The following is a 20104-nucleotide window of genomic DNA, read 5'->3' on the forward strand; positions in this document are numbered from 1 at the left end:
GTAAGAGGTATCTCACCACGACAGGCGTGGCCCGAAAGGGCCACGCCTGTCGTGTGTTTCAGGGGTCGTTCGTCGTACTACGACGCCCCCTCGGTGTCGTCGAAGAACGACCAGTTGCCGTCGTCGTTCACCTCCATCCGCCAGCCGAGTTCGGTGTTGTCGGCTCGGACGTCGACGAACCACGCGTGCGCGTCGTCCGCGCTCGCGATGTCCTTGGTCTCCACCACGGTCCCGGTGGGGTCGATCACGCGGTACTCGGCCATAGGGTGGCCTCCTCAGTCGTCGGGGTTGCGGTACTTCTCGGGGTCGACGGGCGGTTCGGTGGGGTCGGAGCCGGTCGAGCGTCGTCGGTACAGCACGAGTCCGACGAGCACGGCCACCACGACCACGATGAGAACGATCTCCATACCCGACGCCTACCCGATCCGGTGGCGTGTCAATCACGGGGCCAGGACGCCGTGGTGAGAAGCGGACCGATGCCGAGCGTCCTCAGCGGGTGCTGCCGACGACGGGGGCTTGGGGAGAGCACCGAATCGGCCGGACATCGTGTGGGTCGAGGACGTCCAGGACGAGTTGTGCGACGTTCTTCGAGTACTGGATCGAGACGTGGTCGGAGAGGTCCTCCGGGCACACGCCGGGCAGGGCGACGTTGCGCACCTCCGAACCCGGAACGGCACTCACGAAGCCCGTGTCCCACGGCGTGACGATCGTGTCGTAGGGCGTCGCGATCATGGTGTAGCGGATGCCGGGACGCGTCTCGCCGCCCTCGGTCAGGGCATCGAAGAACGCCGGATCGCGTTCGGGGAGTGGTGGCGTCGTGATGCCGACCGCCGCGAGGGCGTCACGGACCGCCGTCAGCGCCGCACCGGTCTGTTCGTATCCGGGGATCTCGCCCTCGGTGTTCGCGGCGGCGATGCCCACGACCGACCGAACTGATTCGGGGGCAACGGTGTTCGCGACGTAGCGCGCGATCGCGGCGCCTTTCGAATGCCCGATGAGGTCGACGCGGTCGGCTCCCGTCGCATCGAGAACGCGGCGGACGACGGCGTCGAGTTCGGCTGCGTCGGAGAAGCCGTTTCCGGTCGCGCCGAGCCACGGGATCCCCGTCGTCGTCCCGAGCGTCGGTGCGAAGACGCAGTAGCCCTGCGCCGCGAGGATCGGGGCGAGGCCGGCCCAGCTCGCGTAGGCGTTCTCGGTGAATCCGTGAACGAGGATCACGGGATTCGGATGCGTCGCGCTCGGCCGGCACCGCCGGTCGTTTCGCTCCCGGCGGAGAGATGCCGGGTTCGGCGATCGAGCGCGCGAGCGCCTCGGGGAACGTCGCGGCCTCACCCGCCGCGGGTGGGCGCAGATCGCGTGGTGCGGGCTCGGCCGCGGCAGGAGCGGCGAGGAGGACGGCGGCGGCAGCGGCGACAGCCACCACGAGCGAGCGTGTCACGACGCCGGCTCGACGTGGACGAACGTCCGGCTGCGCGGAAGTGCGTGTCCCATGGCGTCCTCGAGATCGTCGGCGACATCGTGTGATCGCGTCACCGACCACTCGCCGGGGACCTTCGCCACGACGAAAACATACCGTTGCCTGCCGGATTCGATGGTGCGAGGAGGATCGAACTCGATGGGGAGATCCGTCCGGAACCGGTCGAGGACGGCGTCGACCTTCGCCTGATCCTCCTTCGGGAGCGAGGCGTCGAGCAGGCTCACGAGCGAGCCGCGCACCAGCCCGTACCCCGTGAACAGGATGTTGACGCCCACGAGCAGCGCGACGATCGGGTCGAGAACGTACCAGCCCGTGACGGCGACGAGCGCGATTCCGACGAGGACGCCCGCTGTCGTCCAGACGTCCGTCATGAGATGTTTGCCGTCGGCGACGAGGGTGATCGAGCGTTCGCGGCGGCCGACCCGTTGCAGGGTGATGCCCATCGCGAGGTTGACGAGGGCCGCGGCGCCCGACAGCGCGAGACCGATGCCGGGCTGTTCGAGCGGCTGCGGCGTCACGATCCGCTGCACTGCCGTCCAGATGATGACGACGGCGGCCACGAAGATCATCGCGCCCTCGACCATCGCCGAGAAGTACTCGGCCTTGCCGTGACCGAAGTGGTGGCTCGCGTCGGGTGGCCGTGCCGCGACGAAGAGCGCGATGAGCGCGACGATCGCGGCGACGAGGTTGACGCCGGACTCGAGGGCGTCGGAGAGGAACCCGACCGAGCCGGTGACGACGGCGGCGATCGACTTGAGTCCGATCGTCACGATCGCCGCCGCGATCGACAGCAGCATGAACCGGACCAGCATCCGATCCTGTGTCCCGAGTCGTGCCACCCTCGCCATAGGGGCATCGTCCCAGGCCAGGGATGTCGCCGCCGGAGATTCTGCACCCCTACCAGCATTTCGCACCCCTATCGGGCGCCCGAACGGGGTGCAGCCTACGAAAAGGGGTGCAGAACGGCGGACGGTGAGTGGCGTGTACAGTGGCCGACGTGTCCGCGACCTATTTCTGGTTTAGCAGGCCGGCCCCGGGTGGGCCGGTCGGCGTAACCGCGCGCTGACACCCCACCCCGAGCCGGAATCAAGCGACCGGCTCGCGCGTCTTCTCCACCAGCACTCACGGGTCCGGTCCGGAACAGGAACGAACCCCGATGACTGCAGGTCTCTCCTCCCCCCGAACATCCTCGCTCGACGAGCAGCGCACCGTGCGCATCAGTCCGCTCGTCGCGCCGTCGGTCGTGCGCACCGAACACGCGCCCGACGACGTCGCGGCGGCCGCCGTGCGCTCTGGACGCCGGGGCGTCGTCGACATCCTGAACGGCGCCGACGACCGCCTGATCGTCGTCGTCGGCCCGTGCTCGGTGCACGACACCGACGCCGCGATGGACTACGCGCATCGTCTCGCCGCCAAGGCCGACGAACTGCGCGACGACCTGCACATCGTGATGCGGGTGTACTTCGAGAAGCCGCGCACGACCCTCGGCTGGAAGGGTCTGCTCAACGACGCGCATCTCGACGGATCCTTCGACATCGACACGGGCCTGCGGATGGGTCGCAAACTCCTGCTCGACATCTCCCGGCTCGGGGTGCCGACGGCGTGCGAGTTCCTGGACCCGACCATCCCGCAGTACATCGCCGATCTCGTGAGCTACGGCGCGATCGGGGCGCGCACGGCGGCGAGCCAGGTCCATCGCCAGCTGTGCAGTGCGCTGTCGATGCCCGTCGGCATCAAGAACTCGACCGAGGGCGACGTCCAGGTCGCGGTCGACGGCACTCGCGCCGCGGCGGCGAGCCACGTCTTCCCCGGAACCGATCTCGACGGTCACGCCGCGCTCATCGAGACGGTGGGCAATCCCGACTGCCACGTCATCCTGCGCGGCGGCTCCGGCGGACCGAACTACGACGCCGAGACCGTCGCGGACACCCTTGCGCGACTCGCGAAGTCGGGTCTCCCGGAGCGGGTCGTCATCGACGCGAGCCACGGCAACTCGCGCAAGGACCACCGCAAGCAGGTCGACGTCGTCACCGACGTCGCCGGTCGTCTCGCCGTGGGTGAACGCGGTATCGCGGGACTCATGCTGGAGAGCTTCCTCGAGGAGGGCCGCCAGGATCTCACGTTGGGCGCGGCCGACGAACTGACGTACGGGCAGTCGATCACCGACGCGTGTATCGACTGGACCACGACGGCGACCCAGCTCGACCGGCTCGCCGAGGCGGTGCGCACCAGGCGCGGCTGAGCGCGGGAGCGGCGGTCGTCGCCGCGTCCCAGAATCGCGGCGACCGTAATCATTGTCGCGGGTGGATGTCTCGGGCCACGCTTCACGGCGTACCCGTTCACCTCTCGTAGTGGAGTCCCGTGACATGAGCGCCGTTCTGCCGGTTCCGTTTTCCCGCGTTCTCGTGGGCCTGGCCTGTGCTGCCGCGCTCGTCGTCACCGGCTGCTCGCAGTCGGCGACGGCGGCGGGGCCGACCCTCGCCCCCGACGCAGAGATTCCCACCGAGATTCCCGCCGGGACGACGCTCGTCGTCGCGGATCAGTCCGAGGCGCAGCAGTATTCGCTGCGCGCGTCGGGCGAACTCGACGCGCTGCCGTTCGACGTCGAGTTCGCCAACTTCACCGGCGGTCCCGAGGTACTCGAATCGTTCCGCGCGGGCGCCACGGACGTCGGCATCGTCGGTGACGTCCCGCCGATCCACGCGGCGGCGTCCGGCCAGGACGTGCCCATCGTGGCGGCCTTCCAGAAGAGCAAGCACACCTACTCGCTCGCCACCGCGCCGGGAGCGGACGTCCGCACGCCGGACGACTTGCGCGGCAAGCGCATCGCGTATGCGGAGGGTACGGCGCAGCAGGTCGTCGTGCTGCGGTCGCTCGGGCTCGCCGGGCTCGGGCCGTCGGACGTCGAACTGGTCCGGCTGAGGCTGGGGGAGTTCAGCGACGCGCTCGTCGCGGGGCAGGTGGACGTCGCGCCGCTCGCCGAACCGCGGCTGACGCGGTACCTCGACGACACCGCTGCGGCCGGTGGAAGCGCGATCCACGATCTCGACGGCATCTCGGAGGGTCTGAGCTACCTGTACGCCCCGCGCCGCACCGTCGAGGACGCGCACACGGCGGCGGCGCTGCGCGAGTAGGTCGCCGCGAACATCCGTGCCCAGCAGTGGATCAACGACCATCCCGACGAGTGGGTGCAGGCGTACTACGTCGAGAGTCAGGGCCTGTCGGCGGAGGACGGCCACCGCATCCTCGCGTCGACCGGCACCACGACCTTCCCGGCCCTCGACGACGCGCTCGTCGCGCGGCAGCAGGGCACCATCGACGTCATCGATGGCGTGGGTGAACTGCCCGTTGCCGTCGATGCCGCCGAGGGCTTCGACCGTCGTTTCGACGGCGTGATCGAGGAGGCCGCGGCGTCCGCCGGCGCGACGTACACCCGCGGCGAGACGAGCTGACATGGCAGCCGACACCTTCTCGCCGGAGGTCCGCCCGCTCACGCCCGACAGCCTGTCGCAAGCCCGGCCGCGCCGCCGGCTCGGCCCGGGACGCTCGATCCCGGGCGCGATCGCGATCGGCCCATTGCTGCTCCTCGCGCTGTGGTGGGCCGGATCGAGCGCCGGGTTCATCGCTCCGACGACTCTGCCGCACCCGCTCGACGTCGCCGCGACCTTCGGCACGCTGTGGTCGGACGGCAGGCTGCAGACGCACCTGCTCGCGTCGCTGCGGCTCGCGGCGATCTCGCTCGTGATCGGCGTCGTCGCCGGTGTGGTGCTGGCGGCCGTCGCCGGCCTCAGCCGCATCGGGGAAGCCCTGGTGGACGGACCGATCCAGGTCAAGCGAGCGATCCCGACGCTGGCGCTCATTCCGCTCGCGATCGTGTGGTTCGGCATCGGCGACGAGATGAAGATCATCGTCATCGCGACGAGCGTCCTGATCCCGGTGTACATCAACACACACGCGCATCTGCGGGGCGTGGATGCGCGCTACGTCGAGCTCGCGGAGACGGTCGGGCTCGGCCGGTGGGAGTTCGTGCGGCGCGTGGCCCTTCCCGGGGCGCTACCCGGGTTCTTCACGGGACTGCGCCTCGCCGTGACGATCTCGTGGCTCGCCCTCGTCGTCGTCGAACAAGTGAACGCGACCGAGGGCATCGGATACCTCATGACCCAGGCGCGGTTGTACGGCCAGCTCGAGATCGTGGTCGCAGGCCTCGTCGTCTACGCGGTGTTCGGTGTCGTCGGTGACGCCGTCGTCCGCACCATCGAGAGGAGGTCGCTGAGATGGCGACGCACACTGGGAACGCCCTGATCGAACGCGAGAGTGTTTCTCTCGCCTCCCCTTCCGCGACACCCGAAGTCGCTCGGCTCGTGGACGTCACACGGTCGTTCGGGACGCGCACCGTCCTCGACGGCATCGATCTGTCGATCCGCGCTGGGGAGTTCGTCGCGCTGCTCGGCCGGAGCGGATCGGGCAAGAGCACCCTGTTGCGTGCCCTCGCCGGTCTCGATCACGGTGTCGACGGCGATGGAGACATCGCTGTCGCGCAACGGCTCTCGGTCGTCTTCCAGGACTCGCGACTGCTGCCGTGGACGAGGGTGCTTGGAAACGTGACGCTGGGTCTTCGTGGCGGCGACGCCGCCGATCTCGGCCGCGCGGTGCTCGCGGACGTCGGACTCGCGGGTCGTGAATCCGCGTGGCCTGCCGAGCTCTCCGGCGGCGAGCAGCAGCGCGTCGCACTCGCGCGCTCGCTGGTGCGCCGTCCGTCGCTGCTGCTCGCCGACGAGCCGTTCGGCGCGCTCGACGCCCTCACCCGGATCAGGATGCACGCGCTGCTTCGGGAGCTGTGCGCCAAGTACCGGCCCGGCGTCCTGCTCGTGACGCACGACGTCGACGAGGCGGTCGCCCTCGCCGATCGCGTGCTCGTCCTCGACTCGGGACGGTTCGTCGCCGACCGGCGGCTCGACCTCGGCGGCGAGCGGAGCTACCGGGACCCGGCGTTCGTCGCCCACCGCGAGGCGCTGCTCGCAGCGCTCGGCGTCGCAGTCCACTGACCTCTTCGGAACGAAAGGCACGCAGTGTCCAGGCAACTCGCACTCAACGCGTTCATCTATCCCGCCGGCCATCACGAGGCGGCATGGCGTCATCCGCTGTCGCAGCCGGAACGGATCTACGACGCCGACTACTACCAGCAGATCGCCCGCACGGCCGAGGCCGCGAAGTTCGACGCGGTGTTCTTCGCGGACGCACCGGCACTCGCGGAGAACGTCGAGTTCAACGCCGCGGGACGACTCGATCCGGTCGTGCTGCTCGCGACGATCGCCGCGGCGACGAGCCGGATCGGGCTCATCGCGACGGCGTCCACGACCTACTCCGAGCCGTACAATCTCGCGCGGTCGTTCGCGGCACTCGATCATGTGTCGGGCGGGCGCGCGGGCTGGAACATCGTGACGACCGCAGCCGAGAACGCCTCGGCCAACTTCGGTTTCGCGGAGCACCCGCGCGCGGACGACCGGTACGCACGAGCGGCGGAGTTCGTCGATGCGGCGACGGCGCTGTGGGACAGCTGGGACGACGACGCCGTCGTCCTCGACAAGGCCGCGGGCCGGTACGTGGACACGGCACGCATCCACACCGTCGACGCGGACGGCGATCACGTCCGTGTCGCGGGCCCGCTCAACGCACCGCGGCCGCCCCAGGGTCACCCGGTGCTGGTGCAGGCGGGCGCCTCGAACGCGGGACGCGACTTCGCCGGACGCTACGCGGAAGCGATCTTCACCGCGCATCAGACGCTGCACGACGCACAGCGCTTCTACGACGACATTCGCTCGCGGGCGCGCGCCCACGGCCGTGACCCGCGGTGGGTCAAGGTGCTTCCCGGCATCAGCCCGTTCATCGCGGACACCGAGGCGAAGGCGAAGGAGCTCGAGCGAGAGTTCGACGAACTCACCGTTCCCGCATACGGATTGAGTCAGCTTTCGCGGCTCGTCGGCGAGGACCTGACGGGGCTGCGGCTCGACGGTCCCGTCCCGCGGGAGCTGTTCGCCGATGCGGGTGACGTCGGCAACAACCTGCGCAGCCGCAAGCAGGTCGTCGCGGGAATCGTCGAACGCGAGCAGCCGACGGTGCGCCGCTTGCTTCACCGGCTCGCCGGCGCCCGCGGGCATCGTGTCGTCGCCGGCACTCCCGAGCAGGTCGCGGACACGATCGAGGAGTGGTTCACGTCCGGCGCGGCGGACGGGTTCAACGTCATGCCGCCGTACTACCCGGGCGGGCTCGAGGTGTTCGCGGCGACCGTCGTCCCGATCCTGCAGCGGCGCGGCCTCTTCCGGACGGAGTACTCCGGGACGACACTGCGCGAACACCTCGGCCTGCCGCGGCCCGCGAGCCGGCACGCGGCCACGTCGCTCGCGGGCTGAGGGCTCACTCCAGCAACGACCTCCCCAGATGGTCGCCGCTGTCGACGACGCCGGGCGGGATCGCGTACACCGCGGACCCGATCGGCGTCGTCCACTGGTTCAGCGCGTCGAACTCGGCGAGGCGGTTCTGCACCGGCAGATACTGCTCGTGGATGTCGCGCTGATAGGCGGCGAACAGCAACCCCGCATCGGACACCTGTCCCGGCGGCGGTGCGACGTCGTAGTTGTAGGCGCGCCGCAGGAACCGCTCGCCCTCGTGGCGGAAGTGTGCCCTCGCGACGTGCGAGCCGGGTGGCATCACCGGGATCCCGTACCTGTCGGTCGCGTCGAGGTCCGGGCGATCGAACTCGGCGGTCCCCGTGAGCGGTGCGCCGGTGTCGAGCGTCCGACCCGTCGTGCTCTCGCGTGCGGGACGGTCGAGTTCGTCCCACGTGTCGAGGTTCATCGCGATGCGCCGCAACACGATCGACGTCCCGCCCGCGAGCCACGGATAGCGGTGTCCGTCGTCCCACACCAGCCGGTCGAGGTCCTCGGTGGTGCGAGGATTCTCGGTTCCGTCCTTCTGGCCGAACAGATTCCGAGGAGTCGCCGACTCCGGTTCCGTGCCACGTGCGCGCAGAAAGCCGTTCTGCACCCACCGGATCGACACCTGGGTCCGCACGTTCTTCACGAGTTCGCGGACAGCGTGCGAGAGCGTGATCGGGTCGTCGGAGCACACCTGGAGCAGGACGTCGGTCTGGCCCCACGCGTCGTCGAGCCGGTCGATCGCATACGACGGCAGCGGCGCGATCCACGGTGGCCGACGGTCGACGCGGTCGATCCGGTCGAACAGTGCGGGCCCGAATCCGACGGTGACGGTGAGCCGCGCCGGACGGTGCGCGAGCTCGGGCTCGCTGTCGGTGAGCGACGGCGTACCGGACGTCAGACGTGCGGCGTCCTCCGTCCAGACCCGCAGGATCCCGGCGAACCGCTGCCGATCGACGTCCGCGGCGAGATCGAGCCCGACGAACGTGGCGTGCGCCTGGGCGCGCGTCGCGATGCCGCTCTGATGCACACCGTGGAAGGGTTCGATCTCGGTTCCGTTCTCGCCGTCGGCGGGCCCGGTCGCGGTCGCGACCGTCGCACCGAGCCCCGCGGCGCCGACGGCACCCACGGCGAGCGCGCCGCCACCGAGCAGCGTACGTCGGCTGAAGGTCCTACCCGCCATGTGCTGCACCCATGACGGGCTCGCCGTCCGCTCCGTAGTTCTCCTGGTTGCCCGCGAAGTCGCGAACCTGGGCATCGGTCGTCGTGGTCGATCCGTCGTCGAACTCGAGCGTCACGGTGACGGCACCGCCCGCGACGACGGGATCGGTCAACTCCATCAGCATGATGTGGTCGTGTCCGGGGGAGAAGGCGAGCGTGTCGCCGGGGGCGATGGCGAAGCCGCCGTCCTTCTCGCGCATCGTCATCCCGCCGCTGTCGTTCGACGCCATCTCGTGCAACTCGGTGTGCGCGGACGCAGGGCTCGACGCTGCGACGACGCGCACGTCGTCCCCGCCGGTGTTCTCGACGCGGGCGAACGCGGCGGTCATCCCCGAATCGGCGGCCTTGACCCATGCATCGGTGACGACGACGCGATCGGCGGCCGTCGTGTCCTCGGTATCGGCGGAGTCGGAACCGCACGCCGTGACGGCGAGTGCGATCGCGGCTCCGGCGGCCGTCGTGGCGAACAGACGTGTCTTCTTCATGGTTGTCCTTCGGCTGTGTGCGGCGCGAGTGCGCGCCGCGGCTTGCGCCCTGGCACGACGGTGCCGGGCGGGAGGGGCGGGGGTCAGCCGAGGACGGGAGGAGCGCGGGGCGACGAGCCGTGGTGGGCGTACTGCCACCCGGAGAGATCGGGGCCGCTCGCAGGACGGAGGCGTGCCGGGGAGGCGGGGTGTGCGCCGTCGAACGGTGACGGCACGACGCGGGCGAGAGCGGACGCCGCGATCCCTGCGGCGCGTGTCCCACCCACGATGAGCGCGGCGGCGACGAGAGCGGCGGCGAGGTGCCCGGCGAGCATGGGCGCTGCCGTCGCCCCGTGTGCGGGATGATCGAGGGTGAGGGCGGCGTGGCCCACTGCCTGCCCGGCGAGCAGCGCGGCCGTGACGACGGCGTATTCGCGGCGCGGCGCGCCGTGGGCTGCGACGAGCCAGCCGACACCGGCCGAGCCGAGCAGCAACAGCACGAGGGCGGTCTCGGAGGGAGTGTGGCCACCGCCCGCGGCGTGGCCGGCGATGCTCGTCGCGCCCGACACGAGACCGACGGATCCGCCGCGCATGCGTGCCGCGACGGAGTTCATGCTGCAACGATACCAGCGTGTACTACCCGCAGTAGTATGCAGCTGTGGCGCACCGGCAGTGCGGAATTGGACGCCGATGCGTGCGCCGCCGCACCGCCTTCCCGAGGCCGGTGAACCAGGGAGGCGATGCGGCGTCGTCGAGCAGGGACGACTGCAGGCCGGATGTCGTGCTCCGACCGTTCGTCGTCAATCGAACTTATGTCCGTCTCGTGGTGGAGAGCCGAGCGAGGGAATCAGCGCAGCGGTGAGAAGTCGCGGCTGCCGAGATAGGTCGGCCGCGGCGACGGCGCGGAGAACGGTTCCACGAGCGTGTTCTCGACGCTGTTGAACACGATGAACAGGTTCGACCGTGGGAACGGCGTGATGTTCCCGTTCGACCCGTGAATCGCGTTCGAGTCGAACAGAAATGCAGAGCCCGAGGACCCCGTCATCATGTCGATGCCGTACTTGTTCGCCATCGACGTGAGCGTCGCCTGATCGGGCGATCCGGTGGGAGGTGTTCCGGTGACGAGAGATTCGCGGTAGTAGTTCTCCGGCGTCTCACCGGCACACGAGACCCATTCCCGATGCGATCCGGGCATGATCATGAGTCCGCCGTTGTAGCCGTAGTTCTCGGTCAGTGCGATCGAGATGCTCGCAGCGCGCGGCGCGGGCATGCCGTCCTCGGCGTGCCACGTCTCGAAGTCGCTGTGCCAGTAGAACGGACCGCCCGTGAAGCCCGGCTTGTAGTTGAGTCGCGACTGATGGATGTAGACGTCGGACCCGAGGATCTGACGCGCCATGTCGGCGATCTCGGGACGCCGAACGATCTCGTCGACGACGGGGCTGAGCAGGTGAACATCGAAAACCGAACGTACGTCGCCGGTTCCGTGCTCACGGACGACGCACTCGTCGTCCCGGAGATCCTCGTCCGCCGCGAGGCGTGACATCTCGTCGACGAGATGGAACACGTCCGCTGTGGGGACCAGGGATTCGGTGCGGTGATACCCGCGGCGGTCGTACTCCGCCACCTCGCTCTGCGACAACGGGCCGGATGTGGCGTCCCCCCAGACCGCCGGGTCGCGTCGAGTCGTGCTGGAGCAGACGGTTCGGCCGCGGGTCGGGTAGTTGTCGGCGATTGCCGTGCGCATGTCTCGTACTTCACCCTTTCTGGATCGGCAACTTGAGTTCCGTCAGAACGACGTTCCCACTGGTCGTCGCCGAATGCAACCAGCTGTTCGGCGCCGGCGTCCCCGGATTCGGTGCGTGATCGGACCGTGCCGGGCGGCCCCGCCACACGTATCCCGAGGGTATGGATTCGCCGTCAGTGGCCGACCGCGTCGAAGGACTCGGGCAGCAACTGTCCGCCGTCGACGACCAGTGACTGACCTGTGACATATCGCGCCTCGTCGCTCGCGAGGAATGCGACCGCGTGGCCGATGTCGTCGGGAGTTCCGAGGGTGCCCGCGGGAATCGCGGCCGTCATGCTCGCGAGATACTCGTCGCCCATGTCCGCGAGGCCTTCCGTGAGAACGTTTCCGGGAAGCACGGCGTTGACGGTGATTCCACGCGGCGCGAGTTCGATCGCGGCGGTACGCATGAAGCCGAGCTGCGCCGCCTTCGACGCTCCGTAGTGCGACCACCGAGGAAATCCGGTGTACGGACCCGTGATCGACGAGGTGATGACGATGCGGCCCGCACCCGACGCCGTCAACGCGTCGAGGCACGCCTGCACCGCGAACACCGTCCCCTTGACGTTGACGTCGAGTACCGTCGTCAGTTCGTCCTCGGTCATGTCGGCCAGATCGGCCTCCGGGAAGATGCCGGCGTTCGCACACAGCACGTCGATCCCGCCGAAGGTCGCGGCGACGTCGCGCGCCGCGTCTCTCGTCCACTCGGCGGACGTGACGTCCGCGACCACGCCGTGGATCCGCCCGGGGCCGAGCCGTGCGAGTGCCGTCGTCGCGTCGTCGAGGCCGGTCTTGCTACGAGCGGCGATCGCGACGTCGGCGCCGCCGCGCGCGAACACCGAGGCGATGCCGAGCCCGATGCCACGGCTGCCGCCGGTCACGAGCACCTTCTTGCCGGACATGTCGAACATGGCGCGTCCTTTCGTGCGGGAGAACCGATTCGTATGCCACGGATCGGATCTGCGCACGTCGGAGCGGGTTTGTTTACGCGGGCGACTCGGCCCGGCCCGCGCCGAAACAGTCCGGTAATCGAGAGGTCAGTCGCGGAAATGACGGGGCGTGTTTCCGGTCCAGCGTTTGAACGCACGACGGAAGGCGCTCGGTTCGGAGAAGCCGAGCCTGCGAGAGAGATCGTCGACGGACTCGCCGCGCTGCAGTCCAGCGACGGCGGCGTCTCGCAGGACCTCCTCGCGCAACCTCCCGAGCGAGGTTCCCTCGCCGCGGAGCAGGCGCCGCAGATGGGGCACGCTGATCGAGAGCATCTCGGCGATCTCCTCCGCGCCCGCGGTGCGGCCCTTCATCCCGAGTTCGAGAACGCGGCGCACCTGCACCGTCGCGCTCGAGTCGTAGTCGCGCTCGGTCAGCAACCGGTGCGGTGACCGTCGCAGATACTCCTCGAGGCTCCCCTCCGTCTGGACGACGGGCGCGGTGAGCACCGAGTTGTCCAGTTCCAGAGCGGGTTCGGCGGCATCGAAGGTGACGGGACGCCCGAAGATGTGGTCGTAGTCGGCGGCGAGTTCGGGAACGGGCTGCGGGTAGGGGAGTTCGACCGACCGCAGGCGTACCCGGCGGCCGATCAGCCACGCCGCGAAACGGTGCAGCAGAATGAGACTGAAGTCGCTGAGGACGCGATACTCGTCGTAGGCACCGTGCCGGTGCGCCGAGACGACGACCGACAGCCGCGTGGTGTCGACCCCGCGGTCGATCCGCAGTGACGGGAGCGCCGGAAACACCTGCAGGACTTCGGACATGCGCTCGAAAGCCCCGTCGAGATCGTCGCTGTGGATCAGCGTGAGGCACAGCACGCGGAACGTTCCGCGGGGCACGCGTCCGGGTCCGAGTCCGAAGAGTTCGTCGCCCGTGAGCGCCCACGTCGCCTGGACGAAGGACGTGACCTGGCCGGGGCTGAGCCGGTTCATCGGATCCGCGAGGGCCGCGTCGTCGAGACCCGCGGCACCGAGTGCAGGGCTCAGATCGACACCGCGCCGGGCCGCGAGATGGAGTGCGCGGCCGACGAAGTCGGCGGGAATGATCCGATCGCTCAACGGCCGCCGCCCGCCGCGACCAGGCGATGCGCCGCCTCCGCGAGAACGTCGTCGTGTTTGCAGAAGGCGAACCGGACGAGATGCGACCAGTCGACGGGGTGGTCGGTGAACACGCTCACCGGGACGGCGACCACTCCCGCGCGCTTCGGGAGCTCGCGGCAGAACTCGATGCCGTCGCTCGCGCCGAGCGGCCGGATGTCGGCGCACAGGAAGTACGTTCCGCCGCCCGAGTGCACACGAAATCCCGCTTCGGTCAGTGCATCCCGCAGGAAATCGCGTTTACGCTCGAGGTCGTCGCGCAGTCCGGCGATCCACGGCTGCTCGGTGCGCAGCGCGTGGGCGACGGCGGGCTGGAAGGGGGCGCCGGCCGTGAACGACATGAACTGCTTCGCGGCGCGCACACCGGCGAGCAGATCTGCCGGCCCGCAAGCCCATCCGGTCTTCCAGCCCGTCACGTTGAAGGTCTTGCCGGCGCTCGACACCGTGACGGTCCGCTCGGCCATTCCCGGAAGTGTCGCGATCGGGGTGTGCGCGCGGCCGTCGAACACGAGGTGCTCGTACACCTCGTCGCTCACGACGATCACGTCGTGCCGCACCGCGATTTCCGCGATCGCGGCGAGCTCGGCCGCGGAGTACACCGCCCCCGTCGGGTTGTGCGGGGTGTTGACGACGAGCATGCGGGTCTCGTCCGTGACGGCCTCGCGCAGCGCCGCGACGTCGAGCGCGAACCCGTCGTCGGTCGGAATCATCGGTACGGTGCGTCGCCGCGCGCCCGCCATCGCGACGGCGGCGGCGTACGAGTCGTAGTACGGCTCGACGAGGACGACCTCGTCGCCCGGATCGAGAAGGCCCAGGACGGCGGCGCTGATCGCTTCGGTCACGCCCACCGTCACGAGCACCTCGGTGTCGGGGTCGTACCGGATCCCGAAGCGGGCGGCGCGGTCCTCGGCGATCGCGGCGCGCAGCTCCGGTGCGCCGGGGCCCGGCGGGTACTGGTTCACGCCCGCCCGGATCGCGGCGCACGCGGCGTCGAGCAGCGACTGCGGACCGTCGGAGTCGGGGAAGCCCTGCCCGAGGTTGATCGCACCGGTTTCGGTCGCCAGCGCCGTCATCTCGGCGAAGATGGTGGAGGTGAACGGACGCAGGCGCGCGGCGGTGCGGACCGGATCGGACATGACCTGCAGGGTAGTCGGTGCCGTGGCCCGGGCACCGGAGTGTCACATTCGGCGCCCCCGTCTCGTCCTGGAAGGGAACGCCACCGGAGAGAACGCCCCCGAAGCGAACGCCACCGGTCCCCACCCGGGAGGAGCACACCATGACACCCCGAATCCCCGCCCTCGCACCCGCGGAGGCAGGTCCCGTCGGCCGACTGCTCTATCGCGTCGCGCGGCGACGGTACGGCGAGGTGCCCGAGCCGTTCTCGGTGCTCGCCCGGCATCGCCGACTTCTGGTGGCGGCGGGAGTCGCCGAATTCGCGGCGGAGAAGGCGTCCACCGTCCTGCCCGGCGCGGTGCGCGAACTCGCCGTGTACCGGGTCGCGTGGACCCTCGGCTGCTCGTGGTGCGTCGACTTCGGCACCATGCTGCAGCGACTCGATCGGCTCGACGTCGGGCGCCTCGAACACATCGCCGACTACGCGACGTCGCCCCTCTACAGCGACGACGAGCGCGCCGCGATCGCGTACGCCGACGCGATGACCGCGACACCGACCACCGTCACGGACGACCAGGTCGAGGACCTCCGGCGCAGGTTCGGTGACGCGGGAACGCTCGAGCTCACCCATCAGATCGGTCTCGAGAACCAGCGGGCCCGGCAGAACACCGCCCTCGGTATCACCGATCAGGGCTTCTCGACCGACTCCTGCCGGGTGCCGTGGGTGAACGCCGAGTCCTGACCGAGCCGCACGCCGCGGTGCTTCGCCCGATTGGCGACGTCGTAGACGGCCCGTACCCGGCCGTCGGCCACCGAGAACGCGGTCACGCGCGGCGGCATCGCGGGACCGGCGACGAAGCCGAGCCCGCCGTTGACGGCGACCGGTTCGAGCGACGCGATCGCGGCCCCGCCGTAGCGGTGCGCGAGACCGAGGAGGAACCGCGCGACGTGATCGGGGCCGCGCAGCGCGGTGGGCGTCGTGCCGTCCGCGTCGCCCACGAACTCCACGTCGGCGTGCAGCGCGGCGACCACGTCGTTCAGATCGCCGCCGCGGATCGCGGTGTGGAGGCGTTCGATCACCGCGTCGTGCTCGGGCGGGGAGATCGGTTCGGGGAGGGCGGCGACGGCACGTCGCGCACGGGACGCGTGCTGCCGGGCGGCGGCCGGCGTCGCGTCGAGGATCTCGGCGATTCGCGCGAAGGGAACGTCGAACACGTCGTGCAGGACGAGGGCGGTCCGTTGCGCCGGTGGCAGTGTGTCGAGGACGACCATGAGCGCGAGTCGTACGTCGCCCGCGGCGATCACGGCGTCGAGGGGATCGGGTTCGGCGGACGCCAGCGGCCGGACGATCGGCTCCGGCAGCCACTGCCCGACGTACCGCTCTCGTCGCACTGCGGCCGAACGCAGCCGATCCAGGCACACGCGGGTGGTGACGGTGGTGAGCCAGGCGTCCGGATCGTCGATCGTTGCGAGATCGGCACCCGCGAGCCGGAGCCACGAATCCTGCACGGCGTCCTCGGCGTCGGCGACGCTGCCGGTCAGCCGATAGGCGAGCGACAGCAGGCGTGGACGCCGAGCCTCGAACACCTCGGCTGCGTCGCGCTGCGGCACCGGATCGGCGGGACCTTCGGTCACGTTCTCGACGATAAGCGCGCGAGGTGTCCGCGTGCACGCCGATCGGTGACGCGCTCGATTACGCTTCGGAACCATGCACTTCGGACTCTTCGTTCCTCAGGGCTGGCGGCTCGATCTCGTCGATGTCGACGTCGAAGACCAGTGGCCGACCATGCTGCAACTCGCCCGCCGCGCCGACGACGGGCCGTGGACGTCGCTGTGGGTCTACGACCACTTCCACACCGTCCCGCTGCCGACCGATCAGGCCGTGCACGAGGCGTGGACCCTCATGTCCGCATTCGCGGCGAGCACGTCGTCGGTGCGGCTCGGCCAGATGTGCACGGCGATGAGCTACCGCAACCCCGCGTACCTCGCCAAGGTTGCCGCGACGGTCGACATCGTGTCGGGCGGGCGCGTCGAGATGGGTATCGGCGGCGGCTGGTACGAGCACGAGTGGCGCGCCTACGGGTACGGATTCCCGCCCGCGCGTGAGCGTCTCGGCAGGCTCGACGAGGGCGTGCAGATCATGAAGCAGGCGTGGGAGCACGGCGTCGCGACGCTCGACGGCAGGTACTACCAGGTCGAGGGCGCGACGGTGCGCCCGCTTCCGTTGCAGGAGGGCGGGATTCCGCTGTGGATCGCCGGTGGCGGTGAGAAGGTCACGCTGAAGATCGCCGCGAAGTACGCGACGCACACCAACTTCGACGGCACGCCCGAGGGGTACGCGCACAAGTCCGAGATCCTGCGCGGGCACTGCGCCACCGTGGGAACGGATTTCGACACGATCGTTCGCTCTGCGAACTACAACATCGCGATCGGCCGCGACGAGAACGAGGTCGAGGAGCGGCTGCAGACGCTGAAGGCCCGACTCGTGCCGTACGTGGGCGAGGAGGCCGCCGAAGGTGCCCTCGGCGCCTACCGCGGCATGCCCGGCGTCGGCACCCCGGAGCAGATCGTCGAGAATCTGACGGCGCTCCGGAAGCTCGGACTCGACTACTCGATCTGCTACTTCCCGGAGGCCGCATACGACACCTCGGGTATCGAACTGTTCGAGCGCGAGGTGATCCCGGAACTGCGCTGACCAGCGCACGAATGTCCGATTTGCTCCGAACGTCGCGGTACTGTGGACCGGGTGACTGTAACGAGTGCAGCCGACGAGAGCGCTGTGGGTATGTTCGATGCCGTGTCCGACTGGGCTGTCGGATTGATGGACCGGATCGGCGGCGTGGGCGCGGGAATCGCGATCGCCGTCGAGAACCTCTTTCCGCCCATCCCCAGTGAGGTGATCCTGCCGCTCGCCGGATTCGCCGCAGCGCGCGGCAGCATGACGGTCGCCGAGGGCATCATCTGGACGACGATCGGCTCGGTCGTCGGCGCACTCGTCCTCTACTACCTCGGCCGCGTCGTCGGCCTCGAACGCCTCTACAAGATCGTCGACAAGATGCCACTCGTCGACGTCGCCGATCTGCAGAAGGGTGTCGAGTGGTTCGACCGCCACGGCACCAAGGCGGTGTTCTTCGGCAGGATGGTGCCGCTCGTGCGGAGCGCGATCTCCGTGCCCGCCGGCGTAGCACGAATGCCGCTCGGCATCTTCGTCCTGTTCACGGCGCTCGGTAGCGCGATCTGGAACTCGATCTTCATCCTCGCCGGCTACTACCTCGGCGAGAACTGGGAGGTCGTCGAGCAGTACGCCGGGATCCTGCAGTACGTCGTTCTCGCCGCCATCGTCGGACTCGTCGGCTGGTTCGTCTACAGCAAGGTCAAGGCCCGGGCGAGGTCCTGAAGCACGGGCGAGGCCTTGAAGCAACGGGTCTCGGCCGACCGGGCGTCGGTCCGGCACGGCCGGAGGTTCGTCGGGTGTGCGAAGTGTGTCGGACCCTTCGGCTAGTGTCGTACTCATGTTCGATTCGGGTGGGGGCGGCTCGGGAAACGGGCTGGTAGACGTAGCGGGACTGGTCGAGTCCAAACGCGTGCTGGCGTGTGCGGAGTATCGGCATATCCGTGCGATCGGCGGGTTTCACGCGGCGCGGGTGGCGGCAGAAGCGAACGGTCCCGTGGGGACTCCAGGCGAGTCGGCAGCGAACGAGATGTCGCTCGCACTGGGGATGAGCGAAGGGCGCGTGTGGTTCGCGATCACGCTGTGCGAGGACCTCGATACCCGGCTGCCGCTCACGAATACCGCGTTCTCGGTCGGTGAGCTCGATTTGGCGCAGGTCCGCACGATCCACAACCTCCTACAGAACCTGTCGGACGAGAAGGCACGCATCGTCGAGGCTGCGTTGTTCGCGCGGGGTCCGATCGACCGGCTGCCACCGGCACGCTTGAGTGGACGACTCCGTCGTTTGGTCGCACGCTACGACCGTGACGGGTTCGCTGAACGCTCGGCGCGCGCGAAGGAGGAGCGGTACATCTCGGTCAAGCAGTGCGACGACGGCATGGCATTCCTCTCGGGCGAGCTCCCCTCGCTCGATGCCGCGACGATCTGGAACCGGCTCAAGGAAATGGCCATCGGCGACGTGTGTGCCGGTGACGAAAGAACCATGAGTCAGCGTCATGCCGATGCACTCGTCGCGCTTGCCGACGGCAGCGGGCGGCTCACGTGTGGCTGTGGACGTGACGGGTGCGCGACCGCCGTCCCGGCCGCAGGTAAGCGTGGCCCGTTGGTGCAGATCGTCGTGAGCGACGGCTCGATCGGTTTCGGGTCGTTCAGTGGCGGATCGTTCGGTGCCGGTGCCGGTGCCGAGAGTGCCCCCGGCGGTGATTCGGCAGCGATCCCTAGCGTCGGGTTCCTGCCCGGTGTGGGACCGCTCGATCCCGAGACGGTGCGCGCAGCGATCGCGCACTCGGCGACCCAGCGTATCCACGTCAGCGCGGTCGATCCGGTCGAGCCGGCACCGGATATCGCGGCCCTGCGATACCGAATCCCGCGTTCCCTCGCGGACCGGATCCGGTCCCGTGACGGGGTGTGCCGGTTCCCGCACTGTGCGGTCCCGGCATCGAGTTGCGACATCGACCACACGATCCCGTTCGACCACGAGCATCCCGACCAGGGCGGCAGGACCGAGGAAGCGAACCTCGCGTGCCTCTGCCGACGCCATCACCGCTGGAAAACGCAGGGCCGCATGACAGTCCGGCAACTCGGCGACGGGCTGCTGCGCTGGACGATGCCCGACGGCCAGGTCTACGACACCGAACCCGACTCGCCCGCGTTCTGGGCAGCGGGAGCCTGAACGCTCAGCCCCGGCGGCGGAGGAACTCGGGGAGATCGGCGGGTTCGATGACGAGCCGCTGGTGTTCGCTCGTCCGAACCTCCTCGGACTGACCGATCCGGTCGGTGAGGTAGGCCCATTCCTCGGGCGGGATCTGCGCTTCGGCCCGCGCGAGGACGGCCTCGTCGCTCGTGCCCCACCAGAGCGGCATGGGCGAGACCATCTCATAGACCGGCGACTTGCTCTTGCGGTGGCGGTCGTCGAGAACGGCGACGGCGGGCATGCGCTTGCCGATCCTCGGCTTGGGCTTCGGGAGTTCCGTGTTGCGGGTGACGAGCGCGAACACGGGATTCGACTCGTCCTTCGCGATGTCGATCAGCGCGAGCAGGGTGACGCCGCGCGGATGGATCTCCGAGACCACAGCGGGCACCAGCGGCCCGTTCGCGTACATCGCACCGATGCTGCCCATCTTTCGCGGCACCCACACGATCACCCACATGCAGCTCAGTGCGGCGACCGCGAGCACGACGGCGACCACCGTCGTCCAGATGCGGTCGGCGAGGAACGCGATCACCGCGCCGGCGACGAGGACGATCGCGAGGACCGCCGCGGACAACTGGAGCCGGCGCATGTCACCCCAGGTCTGGTTGACCTTGCGGGTCTGCGCCGCATCGACGTCGAACTGGAACTTCCTCACAGTGACCG

Annotated in this window: 23 protein-coding genes; 10 read left to right on the forward strand and 13 right to left on the reverse strand. The window is 69.4% G+C overall.

What is annotated here, in order from left to right:
• Window positions 1-77 precede the first annotated feature (77 nt).
• The 4 genes from RR1_RS16260 to RR1_RS16270 form a co-directional block, all read right to left on the reverse strand.
• Window positions 78-263: a hypothetical protein gene (locus RR1_RS16260; protein WP_010836856.1), complete on the reverse strand. Its 186-nt coding sequence runs from the start codon at window positions 261-263 to the stop codon at window positions 78-80.
• Window positions 264-275: 12 nt separating this feature from the next.
• Complete coding sequence (locus RR1_RS22935) at window positions 276-407, reverse strand: hypothetical protein (RefSeq protein WP_010836855.1); 132 nt, start codon at window positions 405-407, stop codon at window positions 276-278.
• A gap of 82 nt (window positions 408-489) precedes the next feature.
• Window positions 490-1218 carry an esterase/lipase family protein gene (locus RR1_RS16265; protein ID WP_010836854.1) on the reverse strand — a complete coding sequence of 243 codons (729 nt, stop codon included), beginning with the start codon at window positions 1216-1218 and terminating at the stop codon, window positions 490-492.
• A gap of 216 nt (window positions 1219-1434) precedes the next feature.
• Window positions 1435-2289, reverse strand: coding sequence for a cation diffusion facilitator family transporter (locus RR1_RS16270; protein ID WP_010836853.1), 855 nt, complete (start codon window positions 2287-2289; stop codon window positions 1435-1437).
• A 344-nt stretch (window positions 2290-2633) separates the two neighbouring features.
• Here RR1_RS16270 and RR1_RS16275 point away from each other — a divergent pair, with 344 nt between their 5' ends.
• The 6 genes from RR1_RS16275 to RR1_RS16295 all read left to right on the forward strand — a co-directional run bounded on the left by RR1_RS16275 (window position 2634) and on the right by RR1_RS16295 (window position 7887).
• Window positions 2634-3719: a 3-deoxy-7-phosphoheptulonate synthase gene (locus RR1_RS16275; protein WP_010836852.1), complete on the forward strand. Its 1086-nt coding sequence runs from the start codon at window positions 2634-2636 to the stop codon at window positions 3717-3719.
• Window positions 3720-3843: 124 nt separating this feature from the next.
• Window positions 3844-4611 (forward strand): ABC transporter substrate-binding protein, encoded by a 768-nt coding sequence (locus tag RR1_RS16280; RefSeq protein WP_238558930.1) that lies wholly within the window; start codon window positions 3844-3846, stop codon window positions 4609-4611.
• 54 nt (window positions 4612-4665) lie between these two features.
• Window positions 4666-4929, forward strand: coding sequence for a hypothetical protein (locus RR1_RS22940; protein ID WP_010836850.1), 264 nt, complete (start codon window positions 4666-4668; stop codon window positions 4927-4929).
• Between the two features lies 1 nt (window position 4930).
• The gene (locus tag RR1_RS16285; RefSeq protein ID WP_010836849.1) at window positions 4931-5779 is read left to right on the forward strand and encodes an ABC transporter permease; all 849 of its coding nucleotides are present in this window, start codon (window positions 4931-4933) and stop codon (window positions 5777-5779) included.
• The gene (locus tag RR1_RS16290) at window positions 5752-6522 is read left to right on the forward strand and encodes an ABC transporter ATP-binding protein (RefSeq protein WP_010836848.1); all 771 of its coding nucleotides are present in this window, start codon (window positions 5752-5754) and stop codon (window positions 6520-6522) included. The genes RR1_RS16285 and RR1_RS16290 overlap by 28 nt, the downstream gene beginning before the upstream one ends.
• Window positions 6523-6546: 24 nt before the next feature.
• Complete coding sequence (locus RR1_RS16295) at window positions 6547-7887, forward strand: LLM class flavin-dependent oxidoreductase (RefSeq protein WP_010836847.1); 1341 nt, start codon at window positions 6547-6549, stop codon at window positions 7885-7887.
• Between the two features lie 4 nt (window positions 7888-7891).
• Here the strand turns inward: RR1_RS16295 and RR1_RS16300 are convergent, their stop codons facing one another.
• From RR1_RS16300 to RR1_RS16330, 7 genes are all read right to left on the reverse strand, one after another.
• Window positions 7892-9094: a Dyp-type peroxidase gene (locus tag RR1_RS16300; protein ID WP_040772249.1), complete on the reverse strand. Its 1203-nt coding sequence runs from the start codon at window positions 9092-9094 to the stop codon at window positions 7892-7894.
• A complete protein-coding gene (locus RR1_RS16305) occupies window positions 9084-9617 on the reverse strand; it encodes a copper chaperone PCu(A)C (RefSeq protein WP_010836845.1) in 534 nt (177 codons plus the stop codon). The genes RR1_RS16300 and RR1_RS16305 overlap by 11 nt, the downstream gene beginning before the upstream one ends.
• Window positions 9618-9700: 83 nt before the next feature.
• Entirely contained in the window at window positions 9701-10210 is a 510-nt protein-coding gene (locus RR1_RS16310; protein ID WP_010836844.1) for a hypothetical protein, read from the reverse strand.
• A 233-nt stretch (window positions 10211-10443) separates the two neighbouring features.
• Window positions 10444-11340, reverse strand: a complete 897-nt coding sequence (gene thpD, locus RR1_RS16315; RefSeq protein WP_010836843.1) for an ectoine hydroxylase — start codon at window positions 11338-11340, stop codon at window positions 10444-10446.
• A gap of 173 nt (window positions 11341-11513) precedes the next feature.
• Window positions 11514-12290, reverse strand: a complete 777-nt coding sequence (gene fabG / locus RR1_RS16320) for a 3-oxoacyl-ACP reductase FabG (RefSeq protein ID WP_040772248.1) — start codon at window positions 12288-12290, stop codon at window positions 11514-11516.
• 126 nt (window positions 12291-12416) lie between these two features.
• Entirely contained in the window at window positions 12417-13424 is a 1008-nt protein-coding gene (locus RR1_RS16325) for an AraC family transcriptional regulator (protein WP_010836840.1), read from the reverse strand.
• Window positions 13421-14599 (reverse strand): pyridoxal phosphate-dependent aminotransferase, encoded by a 1179-nt coding sequence (locus RR1_RS16330; RefSeq protein ID WP_040772247.1) that lies wholly within the window; start codon window positions 14597-14599, stop codon window positions 13421-13423. Before RR1_RS16330 ends, RR1_RS16325 begins: the two co-directional genes overlap by 4 nt.
• Window positions 14600-14739: 140 nt before the next feature.
• Here RR1_RS16330 and RR1_RS16335 point away from each other — a divergent pair, with 140 nt between their 5' ends.
• Window positions 14740-15318, forward strand: a complete 579-nt coding sequence (locus RR1_RS16335) for a carboxymuconolactone decarboxylase family protein (protein ID WP_040772246.1) — start codon at window positions 14740-14742, stop codon at window positions 15316-15318.
• Here the strand turns inward: RR1_RS16335 and sigJ are convergent.
• Entirely contained in the window at window positions 15264-16187 is a 924-nt protein-coding gene (sigJ, locus tag RR1_RS16340; protein WP_051111043.1) for an RNA polymerase sigma factor SigJ, read from the reverse strand. The genes RR1_RS16335 and sigJ overlap by 55 nt on opposite strands.
• A 97-nt stretch (window positions 16188-16284) precedes the next feature.
• Between sigJ and RR1_RS16345 the strand changes: the two genes are divergently transcribed.
• The 3 genes from RR1_RS16345 (at window position 16285) to RR1_RS16355 (ending at window position 19420) form a co-directional block, all read left to right on the forward strand.
• Window positions 16285-17271: an LLM class F420-dependent oxidoreductase gene (locus tag RR1_RS16345; RefSeq protein ID WP_010836836.1), complete on the forward strand. Its 987-nt coding sequence runs from the start codon at window positions 16285-16287 to the stop codon at window positions 17269-17271.
• 90 nt (window positions 17272-17361) lie between these two features.
• Window positions 17362-17973: a DedA family protein gene (locus tag RR1_RS16350; protein WP_010836835.1), complete on the forward strand. Its 612-nt coding sequence runs from the start codon at window positions 17362-17364 to the stop codon at window positions 17971-17973.
• Between the two features lie 115 nt (window positions 17974-18088).
• Window positions 18089-19420, forward strand: coding sequence for an HNH endonuclease signature motif containing protein (locus RR1_RS16355; protein WP_010836834.1), 1332 nt, complete (start codon window positions 18089-18091; stop codon window positions 19418-19420).
• 4 nt (window positions 19421-19424) lie between these two features.
• Here RR1_RS16355 and RR1_RS16360 read toward each other — a convergent pair whose 3' ends face one another.
• A complete protein-coding gene (locus tag RR1_RS16360) occupies window positions 19425-20096 on the reverse strand; it encodes a DUF3239 domain-containing protein (RefSeq protein WP_010836833.1) in 672 nt (223 codons plus the stop codon).
• Window positions 20097-20104 lie beyond the last annotated feature (8 nt).

It is taken from the genome of Rhodococcus rhodnii NBRC 100604 (genome assembly GCF_001894925.1).
Classification (GTDB): domain Bacteria; phylum Actinomycetota; class Actinomycetes; order Mycobacteriales; family Mycobacteriaceae; genus Rhodococcus_F; species Rhodococcus_F rhodnii.

Coding starts and splice junctions, on each gene's coding strand:
- RR1_RS16280 (WP_238558930.1), top strand. CDS start 3,844: ATGAGCGCCGTTCTGCCGGTTCCGTTTTCCCGCGTTCTCGTGGGCCTG.
- RR1_RS16310 (WP_010836844.1), bottom strand. CDS start 10,210: ATGAACTCCGTCGCGGCACGCATGCGCGGCGGATCCGTCGGTCTCGTG.
- RR1_RS16330 (WP_040772247.1), bottom strand. CDS start 14,599: ATGTCCGATCCGGTCCGCACCGCCGCGCGCCTGCGTCCGTTCACCTCC.
- RR1_RS16345 (WP_010836836.1), top strand. CDS start 16,285: ATGCACTTCGGACTCTTCGTTCCTCAGGGCTGGCGGCTCGATCTCGTC.
- RR1_RS16300 (WP_040772249.1), bottom strand. CDS start 9,094: ATGGCGGGTAGGACCTTCAGCCGACGTACGCTGCTCGGTGGCGGCGCG.
- thpD (WP_010836843.1), bottom strand. CDS start 11,340: ATGCGCACGGCAATCGCCGACAACTACCCGACCCGCGGCCGAACCGTC.
- fabG (WP_040772248.1), bottom strand. CDS start 12,290: ATGTTCGACATGTCCGGCAAGAAGGTGCTCGTGACCGGCGGCAGCCGT.
- RR1_RS16285 (WP_010836849.1), top strand. CDS start 4,931: ATGGCAGCCGACACCTTCTCGCCGGAGGTCCGCCCGCTCACGCCCGAC.
- RR1_RS22935 (WP_010836855.1), bottom strand. CDS start 407: ATGGAGATCGTTCTCATCGTGGTCGTGGTGGCCGTGCTCGTCGGACTC.
- RR1_RS16355 (WP_010836834.1), top strand. CDS start 18,089: ATGTTCGATTCGGGTGGGGGCGGCTCGGGAAACGGGCTGGTAGACGTA.
- RR1_RS16335 (WP_040772246.1), top strand. CDS start 14,740: ATGACACCCCGAATCCCCGCCCTCGCACCCGCGGAGGCAGGTCCCGTC.
- RR1_RS16270 (WP_010836853.1), bottom strand. CDS start 2,289: ATGCTGGTCCGGTTCATGCTGCTGTCGATCGCGGCGGCGATCGTGACG.
- RR1_RS16275 (WP_010836852.1), top strand. CDS start 2,634: ATGACTGCAGGTCTCTCCTCCCCCCGAACATCCTCGCTCGACGAGCAG.
- RR1_RS16305 (WP_010836845.1), bottom strand. CDS start 9,617: ATGAAGAAGACACGTCTGTTCGCCACGACGGCCGCCGGAGCCGCGATC.
- RR1_RS16260 (WP_010836856.1), bottom strand. CDS start 263: ATGGCCGAGTACCGCGTGATCGACCCCACCGGGACCGTGGTGGAGACC.
- RR1_RS16350 (WP_010836835.1), top strand. CDS start 17,362: ATGTTCGATGCCGTGTCCGACTGGGCTGTCGGATTGATGGACCGGATC.
- RR1_RS16290 (WP_010836848.1), top strand. CDS start 5,752: ATGGCGACGCACACTGGGAACGCCCTGATCGAACGCGAGAGTGTTTCT.